The following is a 24381-nucleotide window of genomic DNA, read 5'->3' on the forward strand; positions in this document are numbered from 1 at the left end:
TTGTTATAAAGTCCTCATATTGGTGCAGTCCTTGCTTAGCTAAAGCGTAATTAACTAATTTTATGTGGAGTACCAGTATGAACACGTTTTTATCATCACTATTTGCAGGTGTTACTAGCGCTGCATTATTAACGTTTTCTGCCAGTACTTACGCACAATGGTTTGAATCTACCGGCCATGCACAAATACAAAATGGCGACATAAGCAGTGCTAAATCGGCCGCGATTAAAGATGCAATTACACAAGCATTAGTGTTTTCTGGCGCCCGGGTTAGCTCGGTACAAACCTTGGTAGATGGCGTGCTAACGCAAGATCAGCTAAAAATTAGTAGCCACGGCGAAATACAAAAAATAGAGCTGGTGAGCGAGCAACGCCAAAATCAACAATTTGCCATTACGCTTAGGCTTGATGTATTTGCCCAAACAGAGCAATGCCCACAAAGTAGCTTTAATAAATTTGTTGCTGTAACCCAAAGCCAGCTTGTTCATCGTGAACATGCCTTAATGGGTCAAATATTTGACGTAAATAAAACCATTAGTAAAAAGTTATTTAGCGCTTTGCAAAGCACAAAAATGAGCGCCCTGCCCGTTGCTTACTACAATAAAGCAATTAATGTAGACAATTACTTTAATCAGCAGCACGACTACTCAAATGCACAACTAGAAGAGCTTTCAGCCAGAAGCAACGCGCAATATGTTTTATTAAGCCAAATAACCAATTTAGCGCCAAGCGATAAACTCAACAACGACTACGCCTTTTGGCAAGACGAAACCTACCAGCGCAGCTACGCTATTGAGTTTATGTTGTTAGATGGCACCACGTACGAACAATTATGGCAAAACAGCTATCATACCCAAGCTGTATGGCCATTTGAAAAAACAGCCATAGTTGATGTAAATAGTGATAGGTTTTGGCAATCACCTTTTGGGCAAAGTATTAGCGATATAAATCAAACGGTCAGTTACGATATACAAGCGGCTATGGCGTGTTTTCCTACTAAAGGAAAAATAATGCACATGGAAAACAATAAATTGGTGATAAACCTAGGCAAAGATCATGGCCTTAAAAAAGGCCAACTATTAAGCATTGCGCACCATAACTACTTAACCGATGCACAAGGCAATACTATGCCGCATACCATCACCACGCTTAACACCATTGTGGTTGAGCAACTTTATAAACAAAGCGCCATTGCTGTAAGCCTTAACGACAAGCCTTTGCCTGGGGTACAAATAAACGATGTGGTAGAAGTTGCAAGCCAAGAACGCTAAATAAGCGCCCGCTTTAAATTTGGGTGCTCTGCCAACCACTGGGCTAATTGCTCAACGCCCGCCAAACGCGGGTAGTGTTTTCTGCAAGCAAATACCACATTACGTTGCTGATTAGGAAAAATAGCTAAATAATTAATCCCTACACGCTGTGTACACGCAAGCTTGGGCACAAATGTCACCCCGTCATCTATCGCCACCAGCGCCAATAAAGTCTCTAAACTATTGCCCTGATATTGGTTTGACACATCCACTCCCGCAGCAAAACAAAACTTTTGGGCTTGATCTTTAAAGCAATGGCCATCACTTAACATTAATAGGCTACAACTTTGTAAATCGCTTAGCGCTACTTTTTTACGATTAGATAACGGGTTATCGGTTGAAACAGCAACCATAAAGTCTTCTTTGTACACATTAACCGTATGGTAGTTTTTAAGCTCGGGAACATCGGCCAAAACTGCAAAGTCGAGCTCGCCGTTATCAAGCGCCTCTAGCATAGTCGCTGTTTGCATTTCTATAAACGAAAAGTGGCTCTCGCTAAAGGCCGCTTTCATAGAGGTCAGTAAAGCGCTGAGTAAGTACGGCGCAATAGTAGGAATAATACCAATTCTTAGCTTACCTTGTAGCGGCCCGTTTGAAGTAGCCGCCAGCTCTTTTAAGATTTCTGTTTGCTCTAAAATAACGTTTATTTGTGTCAACAAACGTTCACCTTGCGCTGTTAATGTAACTTGCTTAGTTGAGCGGTCAAATAAAACAACATTAAGCTCTTGCTCAAGCTTTTTTACTTGCCCACTTAGTGTAGGCTGGCTAACAAAACAGGCATCGGCCGCTTTGCGAAAATGCTTGTGGTGCGCTATTGCTTTTACATACTCTAAATCTTTTAAGTTCAAATTCATCTCCACCTGATAGGCTATACCTATTAGTTTAATACAAACAAACGATTGGAACTATATTTAAATTCTCGCCATAATGGCTCCAACAAATCAAGAGGAACAAACTATGTTAAAGAATATTGAAGGTCAAACAATCCCAAGCGTTACATTTGCAACACGTCAAAACGACGAATGGAAATCAGTAACCACAGACGAAATTTTTACAGGCAGAACCGTTGTTGTGTTTTCACTACCGGGCGCATTTACACCAACCTGTTCATCAACTCACTTACCACGCTACAACGAGTTAGCCGGTGTACTTAAGCAAAATGGCGTTGATGAAATTGTATGTGTATCAGTAAACGATACATTTGTAATGAACGCATGGGCAGAGCATCAAGAAGCGCAAAACATTACATTATTACCTGATGGCAACGGCGAATTCACTGACGGCATGGGCATGTTAGTAGATAAAAACGATTTAGGCTTTGGTAAGCGCAGCTGGAGATACTCTATGCTAGTTAAAGATGGCGTTATCGACAAAATGTTCATTGAACCAGATTTACCAGGCGACCCGTTTGAAGTTTCTGATGCAGACACAATGCTTGACTACATCAACCCTAAACAAACTAAGCCAGAGCCAGTAACCGTATTTTCTAAGCCTGGTTGCCCTTTCTGTAAAAAAGCAAAAGAGCTACTAACAGAAAAAGGCTACGCATTTGAAGAAGTTGTTATGGGTGCAGGCGCTACATTAACAAGCCTTAAAGCAATTTCTGGCCGTGACACTGTTCCACAAATATTTATTGGTGGACAACACATTGGCGGCTCAGACGATTTAGAAAAATACTTTGCTTAATTAAGTAAAAAAATAGCAGGGGCGTACGCGCCCCTCTATATCAATCTCATCGCTCAGATTGAAAATAATAAAGGATACCACTATGAAAGAATTACAAACCGATGTTGTTGTTATAGGTGCAGGTACTGCAGGCTTAAGCGCATACCGTAACGCAAAACAATTCACCCCTAACGTTTTAATGATTGAATCAGGCCCATACGGTACTACCTGTGCACGCGTTGGTTGTATGCCAAGTAAATTACTTATTGCCGCAGCCGAAGCCGCGCATTCAATTGAAATGGCACCTGCATTTGGTGTACATAGCTCAAAGCCACGAATAGACGGCAAAGCAGTTATGGCACGTGTTAAAAGCGAACGAGACCGCTTTGCAGGATTCGTAGTAGAAGCCGTAGACGACATTCCTGATGAAGATAAAATTCGTGGCTACGCCAAGTTTTTAGACGCCAACCGCGTACAAATTGACGATGATATTATTATAACTGCTAAACGTTTTGTAATTGCCACCGGTTCGCGCCCATCATACCCAGGCGTGTTTAATAACTTTGGCGACAAACTTATTATAAACGACGATGTATTTAACTGGGACGACCTACCAGAGTCAGTGGCTGTATTTGGCCCAGGCGTAATAGGCCTAGAAATTGGCCAAGCACTTAGCCGCTTAGGCGTAAACGTAAAATTATTTGGTGTTGGCGGCGCAATTGGCCCACTTACCGACCCAGTAATTAAAGACTATGCAAACACTGTTTTTGCTGAAGAATTTTTTGTAGATACCGACTCAAACGTATCTGACATGATGCAAGTTGGCGATAAAGCCCAGCTTACTTACACCGATAAAGACGGTGCTAAACACACCGAGCAATTTGACTACGTACTTGCAGCCACAGGCCGAGTACCCAACGTAGACAAGCTAGGTTTAGAAAATACCGGCATAGAGCTTGATGAGCGCGGTGTGCCACACGCCGACCCGCACACAATGCAATGTGGTAACCCAAATATATTTATAGCGGGCGATGCCAGCAATATGATCCCTCTGCTACACGAAGCATCTGATCAAGGCACCATTGCCGGACAAAATGCTGGGCGCTTCCCCGATGTACGCATTGGCCTTCGCCGCGCTAAAATTGCCGCAGTGTTTAGTGACCCACAAATAGCAATGGTAGGCGACAGCTACAAACAAATTACAGACCGCCTAGGTGAATGTGGTTGCTTTGAAGTAGGCGAAGTGAGCTTTGAAAACCAAGGCCGCAGCCGAGTAATGCTTAAAAATAAAGGCCACATGCGCGTTTACGCAGAGCAAGGCACAGGCTTATTTTTAGGTGCAGAATTTATTGGCCCACAAGCCGAACACCTTGCTCATTTATTAGCATGGGCTGTGCAAAACAAAATGACCGTACCAGAAATGCTGGATATGCCATTTTACCACCCAGTAATTGAAGAAGGTTTACGCACTGCCCTACGCGATTTAAATGCCAGACTTAAATTTGGCCCAGATATTATTAACAGCTGTATGGAATGCGGACCAGGCGCTTAACTTTTATACAGCAATAAAACAAATACATACTTGCTAACAAAAAGCCAAAACAGTTGTTTTGGCTTTTTTATGCGCTTTTTTAACGCTAATACCCATTGTATTAAATTATGAGGTATTGATAGCAACAGATAAACAGAGTAATAACACAGGCATAATTTTCGATAGGCATTTGTTCTACTTAAAAATTTATAACGCCGTTTACGCTTTATTTAGCACGTTAGAATGACTAAATTTTTAATTCGATCGCTATAACCTCTCAAAAATTATTTTAGCTGTTACACTTATTTGATCACTCAATCACAACAAGATGGAAAAGCTATGCCCAATAATAAATTTAGACTAGTCACCCGCAGCGATTTCGACGGCTTAGTATGTGCCGTACTGCTCAAAGACTTAGACCTAATTGATGACATTTTATTTGTACACCCAAAAGACATGCAAGATGGCAAAATAGACATAACTGCAAACGACATTACCACTAACCTACCCTACGTTGCTGGCTGTCACATTGCATTTGACCATCACTTAAGCGAAACCGTACGTAACGCAAGCGATATTAAAAACCACGTAATTGACCCTAAAGCCCCTTCTGCTGCACGCGTTGTTTATGATTATTATGGCGGCGCAGAAAAATTTCCAAACATCAGCACAGACATGATGGAAGCCGTAGATAAAGGCGATGCAGCGCAGTTCTCAGAAGACGAAATACTCAACCCAACAGACTGGGTATTAATGAACTTTATCATGGATGCACGCACAGGCCTTGGCCGCTTCCGCGAGTTTAAAATTTCAAACTACCAATTAATGATGAAGCTAATTGATGCCTGTAAAGATCAAAGCATTGAAGATATTTTAAAAATGGAAGACGTAGCCGAACGTGTTGCGCTTTATAACGAGCATAACGAAAAGGCCAAAGAGCAAATAGCACAATGCGCAACCGTGCATAAAAACCTCGTGGTGCTAGATTTAACTCAAGAAGAAACCATTTACGCCACCAACCGTTTTGTAATTTACGCCATGTACCCAGACTGCAATATATCAATTCACAAAATGTGGGGCCTTAAAAAACAAAACGTAGTATTTGCCATTGGTAAATCAATCACTAACCGCAGCTCAAACACCAATGTGGGCGAGTTATGTCTTAAATACGGCGGTGGCGGCCACTTAAACGCCGGCACCTGCCAAGTAGAAACCAGTAAAGCCGAAGCAGTGCTTGGTGAGCTGATAGATACGATTACGAGTGATGCTTGAGCTGTCAGCTGTAAGCTGTAAGCTGTAAGCTGTCTGATCTGACCCCGATAAAGTAGACACGGGGTTTTAATTCATTGATTCATATTGTATGGGGCTAACATTTCCAATCGTCCCATGCATTCGCACTGAGTTGTAGTAATTCTCAATATAAAAACGACTTTGTATTGTCATTTCGCTACGACTCAGTTCATTTAGATTACTCATCCATTCTTTTTTGTACTGAGCAAAAAAACTTTCTGAACAGGCATTATCCCAGCAGTTCCCCTTTCTCGACATGCTAATCGTTACACCTCGCTTGTTCAACCACGATATAGTCTCTTTAGCTCGATACTGGCTCCCTTGATCTGAATGAAACAGTAAACGTTGCCCGTTCGGCTTGCGCACATTCCAAGCCTTCTTTAGTGTTTTAATCACTAAAACCGCATTATTAATTCGACTTGTTGCCCAGCCCACAACTTTGCGTGAGTATAAATCTAAAATGACACATAAGTACTGCCAGCCTTCTTTACAGCGCACCTGAGTTATATCCGATACCCATACACTATTAGGCTCTTCAACATCAAATTGACGAGCAAGTAGATTCTCTGTCGTTATAAAACCCTGCTTTTTATTACCACTGGTGTAGCGACGCTTACCTGATTTAGAGCGATAACCTACGCTTTGTAATAAACGCTGCACTCGGCCTTTACTGCAATCATATCCGTCGGCTATGGCGGCTTGCCACAATTTTCTGTAACCAGGTATGCAGTGCTCTTCATTACTTCTTTTTATTAAAAACTGAAGTAAAAAATCATTTTTTCTTTCAACTGGATTCGACGACTGTTTCAACCATTTGTAATACCCAGCCTTAGAAACAGATAATAACTTACATAACTTGCTTACTGTTTTCTTCACCGTCGTGGTCTTATGAATATATTGAAACCTTATTCTTTTAGACTGTCGAAGTAGGCCCTCGCCTTTTTTAGTACGTCGTTCTCCAACTGTACGTCCTCAAGCTGCTTTTCAAGGTTACGAACTTGACGTTCAAGGTCTTTATATGACTTTTCTGGACCATGGTTTTTAAGTGGCTTAGGCTCTTTTCTTGAGGTCATTTTACTTCTCCAACTTGACAGCATATCGGGATGAATACCGTATTTATTAGCGGTCATTTTAACGGTACCGTGTGAGTCTAATGACTCCTGCACCACTTTTCTTTTAAATTCCTCTGTATGTTTACGAAACGCTTTTACTTTCATGAGAACTGACTCCTAAATAGGTGTCTACTTTTATGGAGTCAGATCAGTAAGCTGTCGAAATTATAAAGCGAGTAGATTTATATTTACTCGCTTTTTTATGTGTAGTTATTAAAATTACTGTTTTACTAACACTTCAACTTAGTAGTTATTGGCATCTTTGGTTTTTTAAGGGCGGCTTTGAGCTATAAGCGGACGATCGGGTAAACTCGTTGTTAGACAGAAACGTGTTAGATCTGATGGTCTAATACGTTACTGTCAAATTAGGCAAAGTATGTGGATTTCTGTTTGTTAGGCTTTTGTACTGCACCACTGGACTTCCCACAGAAATCATCAAGCATTCTGAGAAGCTAACAGCGAAAGATGATCAAACCCGATTATAAGTTTAACAAGCGCATTAAATCTGACGCCCTACATTGTCCGATTTTTTGCTTAAAAGAAAATGACGCAAAAAAGCGTCCAACATGTTCCGCAGTTTATGCGGGCGTTAGCAGTCGATATGAAATTTCGCATAATTAGAAGCATTGAAGCACATATTATTAAAGATCGTGTACCAACTGAGTACAAGAGCTTAGCGGCAGCTTGTGAACCTCAGTTTTCTGAAAAATGTACTTTGATTACTTTTCCACATAATAGAAAAGATGTGATAAAAAGTAACCTTACAGAAAAAGCATTAAAAAAGTTTGGAGAGCCGAGCCAAGATACTTTAATAGTTGTTGGAGGCTGTTTTTCATTAGAATCTGTTAAAAAATTAAAAAAGTACAATGCCGTTTTTCTTGCTCTATCGGAGTTCTCATGGACAGATGAGCGGTACACGTTAATAAAGTCAGGCGAACCTAGGTAGAGTCAACTGCTAAGAAGTCGTTTAAAAGGACAAAAACAGTTGGCTTTTAACGAGTCGTTACGAACGTCCGGAAGTGGCACTGAGCCGAACTTCGACAAAGAGCGAATTACGGACATTGAGCTAATCTTCATTCTTAAATAATATTATGCTATACCATTATAATGACTCTTTATTTTATAGGGATTTGAAATAACAAATGATGAGAACTTTTTTATTGTGTTGCAGTTTAATCATTGCGACGTCTGCTTATGGAAATATGCCATCCTATTTCAACGAAGACATTGATAGCGAGTACAGAGAGCTGCTTAAACATGCGGACAAGATGCTTCCCCAAACGGATAAACAGCTAGCATACCTTCCTTCATTCTTTCCATTTAGTCTGTTGGATGTTCGCCCAACGAATTTCGTCAATAATGACAAGCAAGCCTTTGCAAATTTTAATTTTGGGGTATTAGGAAGTAGGTTCCTGAATATTAATAAGAAGCAACTTTCTAATTTGCCAAGCATCTCAATATGCAAGGAGCAAAAATGTAAAAAAGAACGAATTGAGCTGATAAAGCAGTTTTTAGTGGATTCTAAGAGTGAAGTTGAAATGTTGAGACAAAATACAAATCTTTATATTGTCCAGCAAACGGCACCACATGTTTTTCGCATAAATAACACGTTTTATAGTCCAACGCAGCTTATTACCTACTACCCATCCAAACAAGCAGGATTTATCCCGTCAGGTGACTATAGGCTATCCAAGCCTGAAGAAGCTCCCAAAATGTTGGCATTATCTGAAGTTACTAAGGCTCTGAGAGAGGTGATGGCTAAGTATAATGTTGCTGCAATCACGAGAGTAAACGAAGAGAGTCTCAACATAATCTTTGGAGGTATAAGCGATAACCATTGGGGAATCGTAATTAACCATAATTCAACTATTCCAACTTCTGGTGATTATAGCCATATAGGTTTGGAATTCGATATTGTTCAAAAAGTTTCTGATAGCAGTTTTTACTATCAAACTAACTAATGGCTGTTATTGGCACTACCTAGCCACTCGGCAACACAAAGTATTGATAATAATTGGTAAGGTATTTTACTGTGTCGGATGGCGCTTCGCTTATCCGACCTACGCAGGCACAAAAGAGTTACTAATATTGCATTAGGTTTTTGGTTGGTAGCCCCTGCAACCACCACGTCAACCATTTAACTTACTGATTAATATATAAATAATAAAAATAAAAAGGAGCTAGTGTAACTTACAGTGTAACAAAAACATTTTCTCTGCGTAGGTATAAAAAAACCTTCGTTATATAACTCAAATCAAAAATTGAATTTAAATATAAATAAACCTATATTTAAAAACCAAATTTAAAAACCAATCATTCAAAGAGTTACTATCATGGACGATAAAATGGATACGGCGAGAACCATTCTTAATATAACCTCTTCAATCGAGAAAATAGAGAAAGATAAAAACGAACTTTTCATTATTTTATGGATCGGGCTTGGGGTTTTATTTTCTGCTTTGAGAGATGAGCTTCTAACCTCTTGGGTTGCGGCAATTACAATCGCAGCTGTTTATGCCTATGGATTTTACAAAAAAGATGAGCTCAACAATTTAAAAAAATCAAAGAGCTATTACTTGCAAATACTCAACCCTCACATGCAACCTAAAAAATAAATATTATTTAATCTTTAAGTTTACTGAGGGGTATGCGGCCTATTTTATCGTCAAAGCTTCACTTGGATAATATCTATTAATAATGACTTAGACCTTAACGTTACCTCGTTGCGTAATAAGCATATTTTATTTGAACCGGTAATATATAAAATTTACTTAGTTTTAGTTATAACTATATGGTAAAAATAATTAAAAATTTAAGGCAAAGGAAGGCTATGAATATTTATGACAACAGACTATCTTTTCAAGAACAGTTAGAACAGTGTAAGAAAAATTTAGACAGACTCTCTGATAATGCTTTTGTCTCATTGGAGGTAGCTCAAAATTTTATCCAAGAATCTGTTTGGTGGAATCACCCTAAAAGTGGTTGGGTTAGAGCACCTAGGCATTCGAGAAATATAGAGCGAGGTAGTCGAGGCTGGGAAATTCACTTTGGTGCGAACAAGTTTTGTATAAGTTTAGCTATTACTCGATGCGTGTCAGTTCTTCATACTTTAATTACTAAATTTAGTGAAAATAATGAATATCCGCGTGAAGAGTTATTAGAAACACTCTATCACCAAGTGAGATGCTCTATCTGTAATTACAACGGAGATTTGTATAAAACCCCTTATAAGCTAAATGGCAATGATATGATATTTGGTACTACTTCTATTGATATTAAAGACTTCGTAGATGAAGTCATTTTAATATCAAAAATAACGCGATTATATAATTATAAAATAGTTAACAAGTCGTCTGCCAATTTAAATTCTTTAATCAAACATCAACATGCTACGTTTATTTCATTAAGTTCTAAGTTTTTAGAAAGTGAAGGGAATCCTGTAATGTATGAGTATGAAGCTTGGAGCAGCCAAGACTACTTCGCGCTACTTGGTGAATTAAAAACAAATTTAGATGAGAATGAGCAGCAGCTTTCTGATATTGATTACCTGTATGAAAAATATAAACCGCATATTCCTCTAAGGTAAGTTACACATCTTGCTTTATATAACGCGCACTTGACCGCACCTGTCAAAATAATTAGCAGTATTTTACTAATTATTTTGTAATTAACCTTGATTAATACCTGATCCGACCGTATGATCTTGCTATCTCATCTACCAACGTTTACGTATAAGTGTAGAAGGAGTTACGGTTCCGCCTTCTTCGGAAGGCGAGACTAGCTTTCCCCCTTCTCAGTTCAGCTTTTATTCCTTTCCCAACGCTTATTGTACTTCTTACGTTGGTGCTCATATTCAATATAAAAAGCAGTCCAGGGTAAAATAAAATCTTTTCTGTCATCTAGCACTACTAAATAACCCTCAGGCTCAAACCAAATATGAATACGCTGACTACTGCCGCGCTTTTCTGACCATACTTTGAGTGAAGGGTCTGTACTATTGTCAATAATTGGCTTAGGCCAGCAGATACGCTCACAACGACGCATATCGGGTGTTCTTTCTGCTTCATTACTGCCTTCGCTCATCATATGCCAAAACGTTGCTGACTTACCATCATACTCTGGGTGCCTTTTTAACCCTAATCGCTTGCCTCTATAGACTGGTTTATTCAAAATAAAGTCTTTTTCAAAGCAATCATATATAAAATCAAAAAAAGCATTCCAATCACCTTGGAAGTCTTCTAATAAAATGAGATCTGGCAACCACTCTGGGAGTATATTAGCTGTCATGCTCTAGGCTCCCATATTAATAAATTAAACTTGGATTCCATTTGTAAGGTATTTTTTAACAGCGCGTATCCGCTACGTTTTCGGATACGCTCAATAATGGCATTTTTAGCAGTGCTTTCGCTTAAGCCCCTATGAAGGTAAGACAAAGCACCAATTAATAAGTCAGCTAGCTGTAACTGCTCTGCTTCATCTGAATGAACTTGTTGAATACGCTCTACCATTTTTCGTGAGTAATCGTAAGCATTATTACAAAGCACATCATGTAGTGTGCTTATTTTTTCAGCGCCAAGCGTGTCTTTAATATCAATATAAACACGGTATTTTGATTGCGGTTTGAAGATAGCTTTTAGCATCACAAAGTACATTTTGTAATACCAGTCATCATGGCTTTGACCAAACTTGCCGTGTTCTAAAATATTTTTATCTGGCGCAACTACGCCTCTAAAATGTAGATCATCGTCATCAAAAAAATAATCTATCACATCTAAATAGAAAGCGAGTTTGCTGGGGCTGACCTTAGTCCATTTAATCTCAAATTGTTTTGATAAACCGTGTTTTTGTTTAATCTCACGGATGCGCTCAGCAACCTCTCGTCGCTTATCTTTAGCACACCATACTGCGCCCAGCACCATCGCTTTTTGCTTGTCATTTTCTAAGTGACAAGACTCGTCACAATAAACGTTATATGTTTGACTCATAATATCCCCTACTTACAGCGCCTGCTCGACTATGGCGTCGGTTAGGTGAAGTTTAGTGGTTTGTGCGTCGGTTAAACGGGCTTTTAGTTGATCGCATAGGGCCATTAATTCATCGACTTTAGCGACGATGCGTTGTTGCTCCTCTAATGAAGGAAAAATAATAGGAATCTGTAATAATGTGTTTTTCGTAAGCTTCTTCCTACCTGTAGTACCCGATGTTAGAGGAATAAAGGGATAATACGACAGAAGAAAATTTAAAAAGCTAGGTAGAATCACAGATGTACATTTTAACACATGTACATGATTATTTACCCAAGATTCACCCTTTATCAAATATGAAAAGGGTTTAACTCTTCCTATAAATGTTTCATCCTCTACAACTAAAACAAGCTCTTCATCGAAAAGGTATTCGCCAATAAAACCAACTGGGCCATTAGCCCCATAATAAGGAATATTACCTTTTGTCCTTTCGGACTTTTTCACCGGTACTCGTTTATGATCGAGGCTTATTACAACATCACAAAGTAAACATTGCGTCCAATTAGTAGGAGCTTTCTTATATTGATTTACAATGGTAATAGGCTTTATTTTTTCTAGCTTACCCTCTTTATTTCTAATAGATTCTTCTATCTCATATAAAGCCTTGGATAAAGGCTCAGACTCTAAATTATTAGTTTGAAAATGAGTACTATCAGAAAAACTACCTACAACAGATAATTCAATAATAGTTCTCTTTAGCGTGTCGATGCTGGCGGTGGTGGTGAATAGCGTATCGAAGTGCTCGCTTAAACGTTGCCAGTTTTGTTGGAACTGTTCAGCTGTTTGTTCCGGTGTTGCGCCTTGCTCTGGTGCTTTCAGCAAGGCCTCTAACAGCACTTCAACTAATGTTTGATGTGCCGCAATACTATTTTCAGTTTGCGCCTCAAGCGCATCACACAAGCCCATTAGCTCATCGATTTTATCAATCAACAACTGTTGATGGCTCGTTGGGGGTAACGGTATTATAAAGCCACGTATATCACCCATAGATATGTTGTCATTTGTGGAGTTTTTAGCTTCTTCAATTACACTTTGTATTAAATTTGTTTGCAAAACGTACTTCAAATATCTGGGCTCAACTTCACTTAAAAGCCTAATACCAGCTACCCTCTGATTCACTAATAAAGGTTCTGAGACTTCTTTTAGTAACAAAGACTTACCAACTGTTCCACCAGTCATCGCCATTAACAAATCGTTTTTGGCAAGTAAAAAAGGTTCAAGTTTTGGCTCGTATTCGTATCGAACAATATTTTCGTTTTTTAGCCCCCTTTCATCAAAATCTGAAATTCTTATCACTCTTGTACCGTCACCAACATATTGGGAGCTTTTGAAAGCAAAACCTCCTGTAAATACAGCTATCCGATCTAATTGTGCAAACTCCCAATTATCTGGTAGTAAATAATCAGGAACAAACTTGTTGTCGATTGCTTTAGGCTTTTTAATTTTTTTATCTTTAACCAATTGCGCTTTTTCAGCGGCTATGCGCTCTAGCAACACTGAGGCTGGTTCATCATTTGGATCTTGTGGCACTAACTTGCCACGTACTGCGAGCTCTAAAATAAGTTCACGCAGTTTTTTAATACCGTGAAGTGAAAACTTTTTAGATGAGCCTCGACCTGATGACGACTTTTGCTCAATGGCAGTCGTCCAAATATCAAGGTGCTCGGTTATTAGCTGCTCAGCGCTTGTGTTTGGTGCTTTAGTATCAGCCATTACTTGCCCTCAGTATCTTTTGAAAGGGCTGCTGATAATATACCTTTAAGCTGGTCACGCAGTGCTTGTATATCAGCTTGCTGCTTTGAGTAGTCGGCTAATAGCTCTTCTGGGTCGTGGCTGATTACCTCGCCTACGTGCGGGTTTTTAATGTCTAGGTTGTAATTACGGGCAATAATATCGTCGATTGATACTTTCCACGCTTGCTCGGTCTCTGTACGGCTGGCAAAGCCGTCTGCTTCGTTGCCCCACCATTCGAGTTCAGTTTTAAACTCTTCAAACTTCATTGGTTTTGTTTTGTTGTAATTTTTTACACCGGCTGGGTATGGGTGCTCGTAAAACCACACGTCTTTTGTTGGCGTGCCTTTGGTAAAAAACAGAATATTAGTTTTAATACTGGTGTACGGGTTAAACACGCCATTGGGTAAGCGTATTATGGTATGTAAGTTACATTCCTCTACCAATAGCTTTTTGATTTTGGTTTTTACGCCTTCACCAAACAAGGTGCCATCGGGCAATACGACTGCGGCGCGGCCTTTGGTATTAAGTACTTCTATAATGAGCTGTAAGAACAAGTCGGCTGTTTCGCGAGTTTGCATATCGCTTGGGAAGTTTTTTTCGATGCCGTCTTCTTCAGTGCCACCAAAAGGGGGGTTGGTGATGATTACATCGACTTGATCATCCCAACTTGAAAGCGGCTTATTTAGGGTATTGCCGTGTTTAACTTGTACCGGTACCTCAATGCCGTGAAGCATCATGTTGGTAGTACACAGTAAATGCGGGAGTTGTTTTTTTTCTACACCGTGTATTTGCTTTTGAAGTATTTGGTGGTCGTCGCCCGATTTAACATAGTTTGCTTTTACATGGTCGAACGCACACGCTAAAAAGCCACCAGTACCACAAGCCGGGTCCATGATTGACTCGCCTAGTTTTGGGTCGGTTACTGCCACTATAAATTTAGTGATGGCGCGCGGGGTATAAAATTCGCCCGCGTTGCCTGCGCTTTGTAAGTCTTTTAGTATTTGCTCGTAAAGGTCGCCAAATAAGTGGCGCTCTTTTGAGTCGGTAAAGTCTATTTCGTTTAGCTTATTAATTACCTGGCGTAGTAGCGTGCCGTTTTTCATGTAGTTAAAGGCATCGCTAAATGCTTGGGTGACTACATAGCCGCGCGGGTTTTTATCTATGGGTGCTGTTAGGTTTTTAAGCTCAGGGAATAGCTTGTCGTTTACAAACTCTAACAGCTCATCGCCCGTTATGCCTTCGTTATCGGCTGCCCAATTGCGCCATAAAAATTGCTCAGGGATTGGCTCGCGGTAATCGTCTAATTCAAGCTCTAGTTCTTCTTCTTGCGCGTCGAATACTTTTAAAAATAGTAACCACGACATTTGACCAAGGCGTTGCGCGTCGCCATCGACACCGGCGTCTTTACGCATAATATCTTGAATAGACTTAATAGCTGAACTGATAGACATAGTATTCTCTTGTTTGATTATTTTTATAAACAGCGGCTAAAAAGAGTGTGAAAGCTGTTTATTTTGATTTATTTGATGCTTTGCTGTCGCTAATACATAGCGACAACAAACATATAATTAAGCTGTTTTAGGCGCTGGCATTTGGTAAATTTCGGCCTCGAGCTCTTTAAGTGCTTGCTCATATTGTGGTTTGCCACCAAAGCCTTTTTTTACTATTTCACTTAGGCTGCCTATTTCGTTAAACGGCGCCACTTTAAGTGCTTGCATAGATTCTATTTCTTGCACGCCTACATCGGCGTATTTTAACAGAAGGTTCTCGAGTACGGTGTGTGCGGTACCCGAATATTTAGTGAAATAGTTACGCTTTTGTACGTTATCTGCGCGCTCTTTGCGGGTAAGGGGTGGTTGGTCGTAAACTACATGGCAGATCATATCAAATGGGTCCATGTCTTTGCCGACTTCCTCTTCAAGCGCTGACCAAATAATCCCTTCTTCGGCAAGCTCATCTATTACGGCTTGCTTACGGTCTGACTCATTCCAACGTTTTACAAAGTCATCCAATGAACTGTATTGTTTGCTCATGGTTTTACGGGTGTAATCTATAAATGACTCGGTAACCAGCTTACCATCGGTATCGTAATACTGGACTCGCTCTGCCACTTTATTAACGGTAACACCTGATACGCGGTACTTAACCATTTTACTTGTTTCATCGTCCCATTCGCCATCCAGCGTGCCATCGCCTTTAGGGTCGTTAATTGTGTCGTTATTGGCATCGGTTGTATCGTCAACGGTTGATTGATCATCGAATACGCTATCAGTCTGCTCGACACCGGTTGTATCTTCTTGTGATTCAAGATCAACGTCTTCGTCTTCAATGTCGATGGGCGTTACTTTTATTATTTTTTCTGGTGTGCCATCAAAGCGTTCATCGGCAAACAGTTCGGTGGCTTTTTTAAAGTCGAGTATGGTAAACCATAGCTTGCCGTAGCGGTCGTCAATACGGGTACCACGACCAATGATTTGCTTAAACTTGGTCATTGATTGGATGTTTTGATCAAGCACTACTAGCTTACAGGTTTTAGCATCTACTCCTGTGGTCATAAGCTCTGAAGTGGTAGCAATAACTGGGTATGGGCGTTTAGGGTTTATAAAGTTATCGAGTTGGCCTTTACCTAGTTCGTCATCGCCAGTGATCTTCATTACGTACTTATCGTTTTTAGCCATTTGCTCTGGGTTTAAGTTGGCAATGGCGCGGCGCATACGTTCGGCGTGATCTATGTCGTTACAAAACACGATAGTTTTAGCCATAGGATCTGTACGCTTTAGGTAGTTGGTAATGGTTTCGGCCACCAGCATGGTGCGCTCATCAATCACCATTGTTCGGTCAAAGTCTTTTTGATTGTATATACGGTCTTCTATTACTTCGCCTTGGTTATCAACTTGGCCTTTAGTGGGCCGCCAGCCTTGTAGGTCTACGTCAAGATCGACACGGACCACTTTGTATGGTGCTAAAAAGCCGTCTTCAATACCTTCTTTTAGTGAGTAAGTATAAGCAGGGTCGCCAAAGTAATCGGAGTTTGATACTTCGTCGGTTTCTTTGGGGGTTGCGGTTAAACCTACCTGCGCTGCGCCTTTAAAATATTCAAGTATTTCGCGCCATGCGCTATCTTCACTTGCGCTGCCTCGGTGGCACTCGTCAATAATAATGAGGTCGAAAAAGTCTGGGTCAACCTGCTTAAATGCTTTTTGAGATTCTTCTGGGCCTGTTAGCGCTTGGTATAGTGCTAGGTGTATTTCGTAAGCGGGGTCGATTGTTCTGCCGGTAATTTTGGTCATTGAAGTACCAAATGGCTGAAAGTCGTTAATACGAGTTTGATCGACCAATATGTTGCGGTCGGCTAAAAATAATATGCGTTTTTTAGCGCGTGATTTCCATAAGCGCCAAATGATTTGAAACGCGGTATAAGTTTTACCGGTGCCGGTTGCCATAACAAGGAGTACGCGGTCTTTACCTGACGATATAGCCTCTACTGTTTTATTAATTGCTTGTAGCTGATAGTAACGCGGGTGTTTACCGCTACCATCATCGTAATAGGCTTGGTTTATTATAGGGAGTTGCGATTCGGTATAGCCTTTGTAAGCACAATACTTAGCCCAAAGCTCTTGAGGTGATGGAAAGTCCTCTAAGCGTATTTCGGTTTCAAGATTATGCGCATCAGGCGTACCTAGCTTGGTTTTATCGTGGAATATAAAGCCATCGCCGTTAGAGGCGAATATAAATGGCACATCAAGCAGCCTAGCGTAATCTAAGCCTTGTTGAAGGCCTTTGCCTACTTCATGCTTATTGGCTTTAGCTTCAATGACAGCAAGCGGCATACTGGGTTTATGGTACAGCACTATGTCAGCCGATTTAACCGTTTTACGTACACCAAGTTGCCCACGTACGATTACTTTACCGTCACGTAGTTTAACCTCTTGGCGTATTTGGGTTATGTCGTCCCACCCTGCGGTTTTAACTGCGGGCAGAATGAACTTGCTGATTATATCGGTTTCACTGAGCTTTCTTTTATCCATAACTTAAACCATCCCTAAATACTACGCTATGAGTGCGCACAACTCGTTGATTCAACGCGTTTCATGCTATTTAGTGATGCTATATAAAATACGGTTAATAAGCAAAAATAAAAGGTAAACAAAATGATGTGATTAAAAATAAAATTATAACTTTTATACAAAATAGAGAAGAGGACAAATCGTTTATTTAGCGCTTTTTATGTTCCGATAAAACAACAAAGTATTATTCTATCATGCACTTAAAAATATATTTGTTCCGCCATTTGTTCCGCGTTGTTCCGTTTATAAAAAGCGTTTTTAGAACAGGTAAACGAGTGATATTTTTGCAATATTAAAGTTTACTACAACTGCTAAGCATTATCGTAATCATCTAGCCACTCGGCTACAGTTTGCTCTTGTGGTTTTCGTTTTAAATATATTCCCTCTTCTTGCTCTATAGAACGGGCTATAGCATTACCTTTTTCCGCACTACCTTGTTTACTTATACCGTGGCTATAAGACTCCGTATTATTTAATGTCCGTGATTCACAATATACGTAGTTATTCATACTCGTAGTCTCACCATTTTCTATGCCTTGGTATATGTGGCTATTAGCATTTTCGCTGCCACTGTTTAATGCCCCATAAACATGCCCCGCTATATTGCCACGGCTAAGTGCCGCACGAGTGCCACCGCTTTGCCCTTCGCCTGTCGCTAAAACGCCCCGATTAACCGCCTTAATAATTTGCTGATATGTTATGTTTGCTAAGCAAAGTGTTTTAGAGTCGAGTTTATTACCTTTTCTTATTTCAGCTTGCCACAGGTAGTTTTTCATAATATTTATTTTTTTATAAAGTTCACTTGGCCTTCTTGGTTTTGGTAAGTTTGAGCAACTCCAGAATTTGAGTAACGCTCCTTGTGCTGGTGGATTAAAAAGTTTTCCATTTAAGCGCCCTGACTTTTTTTTACGATCCAATGATACGTTAAAAATTGTGTAGTAATCTTCGTGGAAACTCAAATCAGTAAAGCTCATTGTTAGGCCATCGTATTTACTCAAATATCGTCCAACTTTAAACTGTCTAAATTGGTATATAGGCTGTGCGATCACACTGCTTAACTGGCTTAGTAAAGTGTTTTGATAGATGTGGAGCCAGTCACTAGGAACCGGCTTTCCACTTTTTGGAGTAATATTTAATTTGCCGTTTATGATACTAATTACATCACCACGGTTAATTAAGTCATTAAGATTAACCATATAACCTCCTAGCTTCCCAGGAGGTGCTTTATTGGCTTTAAAAGTTCAGCTGTTTGCTCTGGTGTGAACTCAGCTAATTTGCGTTTAATACGGCTTTTATTTATGGCAGTTATGATAGTTTCAGCAATATCTAATGAGCTAAAACTATATTTTAAATGACCACCGATACCATCTGAGTTTGGTATTTTTTCGCGTATAAATTTGAATCCGAACTCGCGCTCAAGATCTGTAAAGTAGTTTCTTCCACTTGATAAACCAGCATTACGTAAAATATCTAATTCAGTCGCACCCTCAGGATGAGCAAGAATATATAGGTTAGCTCGCTCTGTTTTAGACTGCGGCTTTTTAGGAGCAGGGCTTACGGCGTTACTACCGCTTACAGCACACATTAAGCTGCCCCTTTATGATGTTTTACACTTGGCAGGTTTTCAAGCCATTGCTGAATGTCGCTTTCAAGCCAGCCAACTGAGTTTAAACCTAGCTGTTTTCTTTTTGGAAATAAACCTAGTCGCTCTTTGCGCCAAATAGTTGAACGACTCAAACCGGTGAGTTCTGTTACTTCTTGGAAACGTAATATTTTGTTGTTCATGGAGATTCGCCTTGTTTAGTTATAGTTCAAGGCGAATGTTAGAGATTCAGAAAAAATGAACGAGAGTGATTTTTAAAAATATTTTTTCCATGAAAAATATAATATTAAAAACTCCGGTTAAAACACTAGCTATAAAACTCCGTTGGCTTTATTAATTGAAAAGTTTGCATGTAAAATAGTTTTTATCAGTTTACTTACTTTTGCATTACCTCCGGCTAAATCAGCACTATCTAAATCATTGAGATAAAATTCGACACAATTAGCTAAGACTCGCTTAGAGATCGTTAAATTTTCATGCAATTCCCAAATCATTAAATCAAATAAAGGAATGATCTTATAATCTTTAATTTTATTTATCTCAGCATTTTTAATAAATCTTTTATTTGGCTCTGGGATTTTTAATATATTTGTTCGCCAACTCGGCAACTGATTCCTAATTGACTGTAATATTTCCTCATCTGTGTGATTTTTTAAATCTAATGAGCAACTGATTTCTCCGTTTGGCTTTAAAAGAGAAATTGAGCTTAAAAGGGAGGTTCTTTTTGAGTCTTCAAGGCTAGTTTCATCGCCATCATAATAATTATTTTCAAGTAACCATCGATGATTTTTAAGAGTTTCAAAAATACTCGTAGGCATTACAGCAGAGCCAAAATTCAACACATTTTGGAAATAGAACCCTGTAGAAGAAAAAATTTCAGGTCTTATTCCAGGTACCTCTTCAGCATTCTCAAATTCAATACCGCGCTCAGAATTCGAAAGCTTTATTTTAGGATCTCCATTAAAAATAAACTCACATTGTTGAGAATAAAAAAACTCATCGCTAGATGTATTACCCAATAAGATATCTCGCCGTATTTCTAATTCCAATAAAATATCACTTTCATCGAGATAATGAATATAGTCGTAATTTTCAATCTTGAACCAAGGTATATCTTTTTGAGATTTTATTTTTTTCATAGTGCCCTCCTAGACTATTTTTAAATGCTGGTTACCTGTGACAGAATAATTGCCCGTACTAGCTTCTTCAATATGTTCAGACCACCAGCACATCATCTTACGTCTGCGTTCTAAGTAATCAGTTCGGTTGTAGGCAGCACGAACTTTATTCTTATCTACATGTGCTAAAGCTGCTTCAATAACATCAGCATCAAAACCTTGCTCATTTAATGTGGTGCTAGCAAGCGCTCTTAACCCATGAGCTGTTTGCTTGCCTATTAAACCCATACGCCTAAGTGCTGCGCCTAAAGTTTCTCGGCTGGCATGCGATCTGGGATCTTTATCAGCAGGGAAAATAAATTCTCGATGCGCACTAATAGGTTTTAGGTACTCGAGTAAAGCTAGTGCCTGCGGTGATAAGGGTACTGTGTGTGGTTTGCGCTTTTTCATTCGCTCAACGGGAATATTCCATAGCTTATTTTCAAAGTCTATTTCATTCCAAGCAGCACCGGCAGCTTCACCAGGGCGAACCATAGTATGTAGTTGCCATTCAAATAAGCACCGTGTCATTAACTTGATATTAGCGCTGTTCACTATGCTAATAAGTTTAGGAAGCTCCTGGGGTGTAAAACTAGCCATGCTTTCATGTTTGGCAGAATCAAATGCCTTACTTATACCTCTTAGGTTATTTGTTTGTATTCGGCCGGTGTTAATAGCAAACTCCATAACCTCATTTACTCTGCGACAAATACGTCCAAGAATATCGAGCTTATCAGCAGCGGCTAAAGGCTTTAAGGCCTCAATTGCTTGTTGTGCCGACAACTTGCTAATGGGCACCTTCCCTAAAGAGGGAAACAAGTGGAGCTCAAAACCTCTTCGTAAATTAAAAGCATATCGCGCGCTTACTTTTGGCTCTTTTAAGGCTATCCACTCTTTAACTACAGCTTCAAATGTACTTTTAGCTTCGGCAGCTTTATGGTTTGCAAATGCTTCTTTATGCTCTTTAGGATCTATGTTCTTTGCTAATAAGGCTCTGGCCTCATCTCTGCTCGTGCGAGCATCAGACAAAGTTACATCTGAATACATACCAAAACTAATTTGAGCTCTTTTTTTGGTGTAGGGTTTAGAGTAAGTAAATAACCACATTTTTGAGCCATTTGGCTTAACTCTCAGAGCAAGGCCTTTGCCATCGGCTAAAAGGTATTCCTTTTCTTTTGGCTTCGCTTTTTTTACTTGGGTGTCATTTAATGGGGTAACTAATTTAGGCATTTAACGCTCCACTGTCGAACTGGTAACCAGCGCTAAGAAAACAAAAAAAGTTATAATTTTGATTCTTCCTTTAATTTTCATCTGGTTACGGTTTTATGTTACACCAACCACTAAATTTTGGTTCGGTGTAACAAACAGTGTAACTAAAAATTTGAATTATGGCGACACCCTATGAACCAAGGTGGAACGCTAAAGCCTTTCATATAAAAGGCCAAAGGATAGTTGTGGTGTGTAGTGAATCACGCTGAATAGTGGTTGTGGTAGCCCCTGCAGGAATCGAACCTGCAACTGCCCCTTAGGAGGGGGCCGTTATATCCATTTAACTAAGAGGCCGCATCGAGCTTACAGCTTACAGCTTACAGCTTACAGCTTACAGCTTACAGCTTACAGCTTACAGCTTACAGCTTACAGCTTACAGCTTACAAAAATTATAACGGCATCTTGTTTTTCATATCAAGCTAAAATTAACTTAATTGCTTGATAAATATATATCTTCTTTGTTTAACACGTACAGCGGTATGAGTTTACGGCTGCTTGCTACAATATGTTTGCTGTGAACATTTATAACGCGGGTGTTTACTGCTACGCCATTTGGGCGGTAAATTAACGTACCTGCTAATACATAGTTAGCCATGCTGCTTTCGCTTAGCTTTTCTATATCGCGAGATAACACGAAGTCGCCTCTGTTTGATACATCAATGTTGTCCATGGTTTTAAAATCTACCACGCCGTAGCCAAATTTTTGCAGCTGATGAATAAACGTCTCTGCTAATTGATTACCCAACTGGTTACTTTTATTAAGCGATGCGTCTAAATCTACAATGGTGGTAACCGCTATGTTGATGCTGTTGTTATCGGGCGCTTCGGCTTCAAGCGTATCGACTAAATCCAGCGCCATTTGCTCTACATAGTTTGCCAGCGTTTTGTGGTGTTTAAGCGGTGTAAACTGCCTTGCTGTGTCGTACTCACTTTGCTGCTGCACAGATTGGTTGGCATACATAGGCGTGGGTTGGCTACTTTGCGTTACCACGGTGTAATCTGAGCGCGTGTTTATGCTTTCGTTATGCTCATTATTTTGCGTTATTGAACAGCCAGTTAATGCTAACGTTGCCGTTAGCCCCGCTATAGCAGATAGTTTGTAAAACATGGTCAACCTCACTCGCTGGCTTGTTTAAGCATAATTCCGTCGGTGCGATAGCTACTGTTTAGCGCATCAACCACTGATTGAGGGATAAACCCTTGCGCACTGCCCACTACCGCTTTACTTTTAATGCCCACTATTCGTGCATTTACCAGTACGCCACCTTGGTGGCTCACAAGAGTTCCTGCTAATACGTAATTAAAGTTTTGATCTTGGTTTAGCTCTAGGTAATCGCGGCTAAATACAAAGTCGCCTGCGGGGGTTACTCGCATATAATCGGTGGTTTTAAAATCGATAACCGGTACTCCAAAACTATGCAGCTCGTGCATAAAGCTTTCGGCTATTTGGTTACCTAACAGGCTTCCATCGCTATAGTCATCATCTAAAAATACAAAGCTAGAAACGGCAAGTGGCGTTTTGTCGTTTACGTATTGCAGGTTTTCGACCATGTCTTGCATTATACCGCGCACATAATGGTTTATATTTTTGCGTTTTGCAGGGGCACTTTTGGTGTAGTTACTTTGCTTGTTTAAATTAGACTGAAATAACGCTTCATTTGGTGCAGGTGCTTTTACCGCACGTTGCTCTGAAACAAGCTGGGCTGCATTATCTTGCTCAACCTGCTCCGGCTCTGAATGTAGCGAATTTAACATTTGCGAACAGCCAAAGCCTAATGGCAAACATAGGGTAATTAATAGGTTTCTCATGGTGTGCTCCTGATTAATATTCGCTGCGGTACAAAGAGCCGTCACGCTGCTGAATTTTTTCGTTTCCCCACATTACATTTATAGGGATCTCTGTGCTGCCTGCCGACAATACTTGCTTGTTTTCAATATTAACGAGTCGTGCATTAACTATGTAAGCATGCTGTTGGCGCGTTACAGTGCCGGTGATGACTAAGTCAATATTTTGGCGATTGCGTAATTTACTTAAGTCGCGGCTTAATATGCTGTCTGCGTTTTGCGCTAATATAAGGTTATTGCCAAGGCGGTACTCAACGGTATGATAGCCAAGCTGGGTAAATTGCGTTAATAAGCTTTCTTGAATTTGTAAGCTCAAACCCGAGGCCTGCCCTGCTACTAGCTTAGTATCTAAAGCATCGGCATAAAAAAAGCTACTCACACCAATGCGCGCATTGGCATTTAAAGCGCCATTTACATGGTTAAGCTGCGAGGTTAGATTTGCTACATACTCGTTAACGGTATAGGGTGCCATTGCTGCTTTTGGCGCGTCAGTAGGCACACTCGGCTCTGGGGGCGGAACCAAGTTGCAAGCAGTTAAATTTAACAATACTAAAGGCAGTAAAAGGCGCATAGTTGTCGTCCTCTTTAAAACATACCGAGGATATAGCAATTATTATGCCTAATTAACCTAAACTCTGGATAATAAACCTATCTCTAGCAGCTATTTTCAGTGCTAACTGCGTTAAATTTACTTGCAATAGGCCAGCTATTGACGCGTAAATTCGCCTTGTTTTCATTGAAAATCTCTGGCTAGAGATAATAAATTTAAGTATC

23 protein-coding genes and 1 tRNA gene are annotated in these 24381 nt (G+C 39.9%); 8 read left to right on the forward strand and 16 right to left on the reverse strand.

Features of this window, described 5'->3' with window-relative positions; all coding sequences use genetic code 11:
• Positions 1–77 precede the first annotated feature (77 nt).
• The gene (locus VOI46_RS12205; protein ID WP_004589652.1) at positions 78–1271 is read left to right on the forward strand and encodes a flagellar assembly protein FlgT; all 1194 of its coding nucleotides are present in this window, start codon (positions 78–80) and stop codon (positions 1269–1271) included.
• Here VOI46_RS12205 and VOI46_RS12210 read toward each other — a convergent pair.
• On the reverse strand, positions 1268–2158 hold the full coding sequence (locus VOI46_RS12210; RefSeq protein ID WP_171046488.1) for a LysR substrate-binding domain-containing protein: 891 nt from the start codon (positions 2156–2158) through the stop codon (positions 1268–1270). The genes VOI46_RS12205 and VOI46_RS12210 overlap by 4 nt on opposite strands.
• A gap of 109 nt (positions 2159–2267) precedes the next feature.
• Between VOI46_RS12210 and VOI46_RS12215 the strand changes: the two genes are divergently transcribed.
• From VOI46_RS12215 to VOI46_RS12225, 3 genes are all read left to right on the forward strand, one after another.
• A complete protein-coding gene (locus VOI46_RS12215) occupies positions 2268–2996 on the forward strand; it encodes a glutathione peroxidase (RefSeq protein ID WP_004589654.1) in 729 nt (242 codons plus the stop codon).
• Positions 2997–3078: 82 nt separating this feature from the next.
• Complete coding sequence (locus VOI46_RS12220) at positions 3079–4527, forward strand: dihydrolipoyl dehydrogenase (protein ID WP_004589655.1); 1449 nt, start codon at positions 3079–3081, stop codon at positions 4525–4527.
• A gap of 318 nt (positions 4528–4845) precedes the next feature.
• Positions 4846–5778: a hypothetical protein gene (locus VOI46_RS12225; protein WP_004589656.1), complete on the forward strand. Its 933-nt coding sequence runs from the start codon at positions 4846–4848 to the stop codon at positions 5776–5778.
• 66 nt (positions 5779–5844) lie between these two features.
• Here VOI46_RS12225 and VOI46_RS12230 read toward each other — a convergent pair.
• A protein-coding gene (locus VOI46_RS12230; protein ID WP_121637701.1) for an IS3 family transposase occupies positions 5845–7013 on the reverse strand; the annotation gives its coding sequence in 2 pieces (ribosomal slippage) (positions 5845–6743 and positions 6743–7013; 1170 coding nt in all).
• A gap of 496 nt (positions 7014–7509) precedes the next feature.
• Here VOI46_RS12230 and VOI46_RS12235 point away from each other — a divergent pair.
• From VOI46_RS12235 to VOI46_RS12250, 4 genes are all read left to right on the forward strand, one after another.
• Positions 7510–7854, forward strand: a complete 345-nt coding sequence (locus tag VOI46_RS12235) for a hypothetical protein (RefSeq protein ID WP_051063381.1) — start codon at positions 7510–7512, stop codon at positions 7852–7854.
• Positions 7855–8050: 196 nt separating this feature from the next.
• A complete protein-coding gene (locus tag VOI46_RS12240; RefSeq protein WP_232423967.1) occupies positions 8051–8869 on the forward strand; it encodes a hypothetical protein in 819 nt (272 codons plus the stop codon).
• Positions 8870–9241: 372 nt separating this feature from the next.
• On the forward strand, positions 9242–9523 hold the full coding sequence (locus VOI46_RS12245; RefSeq protein ID WP_324738046.1) for a hypothetical protein: 282 nt from the start codon (positions 9242–9244) through the stop codon (positions 9521–9523).
• Positions 9524–9738: 215 nt separating this feature from the next.
• Positions 9739–10494: a hypothetical protein gene (locus VOI46_RS12250; protein WP_324738047.1), complete on the forward strand. Its 756-nt coding sequence runs from the start codon at positions 9739–9741 to the stop codon at positions 10492–10494.
• Positions 10495–10706: 212 nt separating this feature from the next.
• Here VOI46_RS12250 and VOI46_RS12255 read toward each other — a convergent pair whose 3' ends face one another.
• The 14 genes from VOI46_RS12255 to VOI46_RS12320 all read right to left on the reverse strand — a co-directional run bounded on the left by VOI46_RS12255 (position 10707) and on the right by VOI46_RS12320 (position 24178).
• Positions 10707–11195 carry a hypothetical protein gene (locus tag VOI46_RS12255; RefSeq protein WP_324738048.1) on the reverse strand — a complete coding sequence of 163 codons (489 nt, stop codon included), beginning with the start codon at positions 11193–11195 and terminating at the stop codon, positions 10707–10709.
• A complete protein-coding gene (locus tag VOI46_RS12260; protein ID WP_324738049.1) occupies positions 11192–11893 on the reverse strand; it encodes a DUF3800 domain-containing protein in 702 nt (233 codons plus the stop codon). Before VOI46_RS12260 ends, VOI46_RS12255 begins: the two co-directional genes overlap by 4 nt.
• A gap of 12 nt (positions 11894–11905) precedes the next feature.
• Positions 11906–13645 (reverse strand): restriction endonuclease subunit S, encoded by a 1740-nt coding sequence (locus tag VOI46_RS12265; protein WP_324738050.1) that lies wholly within the window; start codon positions 13643–13645, stop codon positions 11906–11908.
• Positions 13645–15117: an N-6 DNA methylase gene (locus VOI46_RS12270; RefSeq protein WP_324738051.1), complete on the reverse strand. Its 1473-nt coding sequence runs from the start codon at positions 15115–15117 to the stop codon at positions 13645–13647. Before VOI46_RS12270 ends, VOI46_RS12265 begins: the two co-directional genes overlap by 1 nt.
• A gap of 117 nt (positions 15118–15234) precedes the next feature.
• Positions 15235–17694 (reverse strand): DEAD/DEAH box helicase family protein, encoded by a 2460-nt coding sequence (locus tag VOI46_RS12275; RefSeq protein WP_324738052.1) that lies wholly within the window; start codon positions 17692–17694, stop codon positions 15235–15237.
• 350 nt (positions 17695–18044) lie between these two features.
• The gene (locus tag VOI46_RS12280; RefSeq protein WP_324738053.1) at positions 18045–18929 is read right to left on the reverse strand and encodes a hypothetical protein; all 885 of its coding nucleotides are present in this window, start codon (positions 18927–18929) and stop codon (positions 18045–18047) included.
• Positions 18930–18937: 8 nt separating this feature from the next.
• Complete coding sequence (locus VOI46_RS12285) at positions 18938–19318, reverse strand: hypothetical protein (RefSeq protein WP_324738054.1); 381 nt, start codon at positions 19316–19318, stop codon at positions 18938–18940.
• The gene (locus tag VOI46_RS12290; RefSeq protein WP_324738055.1) at positions 19318–19518 is read right to left on the reverse strand and encodes an AlpA family transcriptional regulator; all 201 of its coding nucleotides are present in this window, start codon (positions 19516–19518) and stop codon (positions 19318–19320) included. Before VOI46_RS12290 ends, VOI46_RS12285 begins: the two co-directional genes overlap by 1 nt.
• Positions 19519–19647: 129 nt before the next feature.
• A complete protein-coding gene (locus tag VOI46_RS12295; RefSeq protein ID WP_324738056.1) occupies positions 19648–20475 on the reverse strand; it encodes a DUF6387 family protein in 828 nt (275 codons plus the stop codon).
• 9 nt (positions 20476–20484) lie between these two features.
• Positions 20485–21723, reverse strand: coding sequence for an integrase domain-containing protein (locus tag VOI46_RS12300; RefSeq protein ID WP_324738057.1), 1239 nt, complete (start codon positions 21721–21723; stop codon positions 20485–20487).
• Between the two features lie 258 nt (positions 21724–21981).
• Positions 21982–22056, reverse strand: a tRNA-Arg gene (locus VOI46_RS12305).
• A gap of 136 nt (positions 22057–22192) precedes the next feature.
• On the reverse strand, positions 22193–22870 hold the full coding sequence (locus tag VOI46_RS12310) for a FlgO family outer membrane protein (protein WP_004586249.1): 678 nt from the start codon (positions 22868–22870) through the stop codon (positions 22193–22195).
• Positions 22871–22878: 8 nt separating this feature from the next.
• Complete coding sequence (locus VOI46_RS12315; RefSeq protein WP_004586248.1) at positions 22879–23571, reverse strand: FlgO family outer membrane protein; 693 nt, start codon at positions 23569–23571, stop codon at positions 22879–22881.
• Positions 23572–23584: 13 nt separating this feature from the next.
• Positions 23585–24178, reverse strand: a complete 594-nt coding sequence (locus VOI46_RS12320; RefSeq protein ID WP_004586247.1) for a FlgO family outer membrane protein — start codon at positions 24176–24178, stop codon at positions 23585–23587.
• Positions 24179–24381 lie beyond the last annotated feature (203 nt).

The organism is Pseudoalteromonas sp. CuT4-3 (assembly GCF_035666335.1).
GTDB lineage: Bacteria > Pseudomonadota > Gammaproteobacteria > Enterobacterales > Alteromonadaceae > Pseudoalteromonas > Pseudoalteromonas atlantica.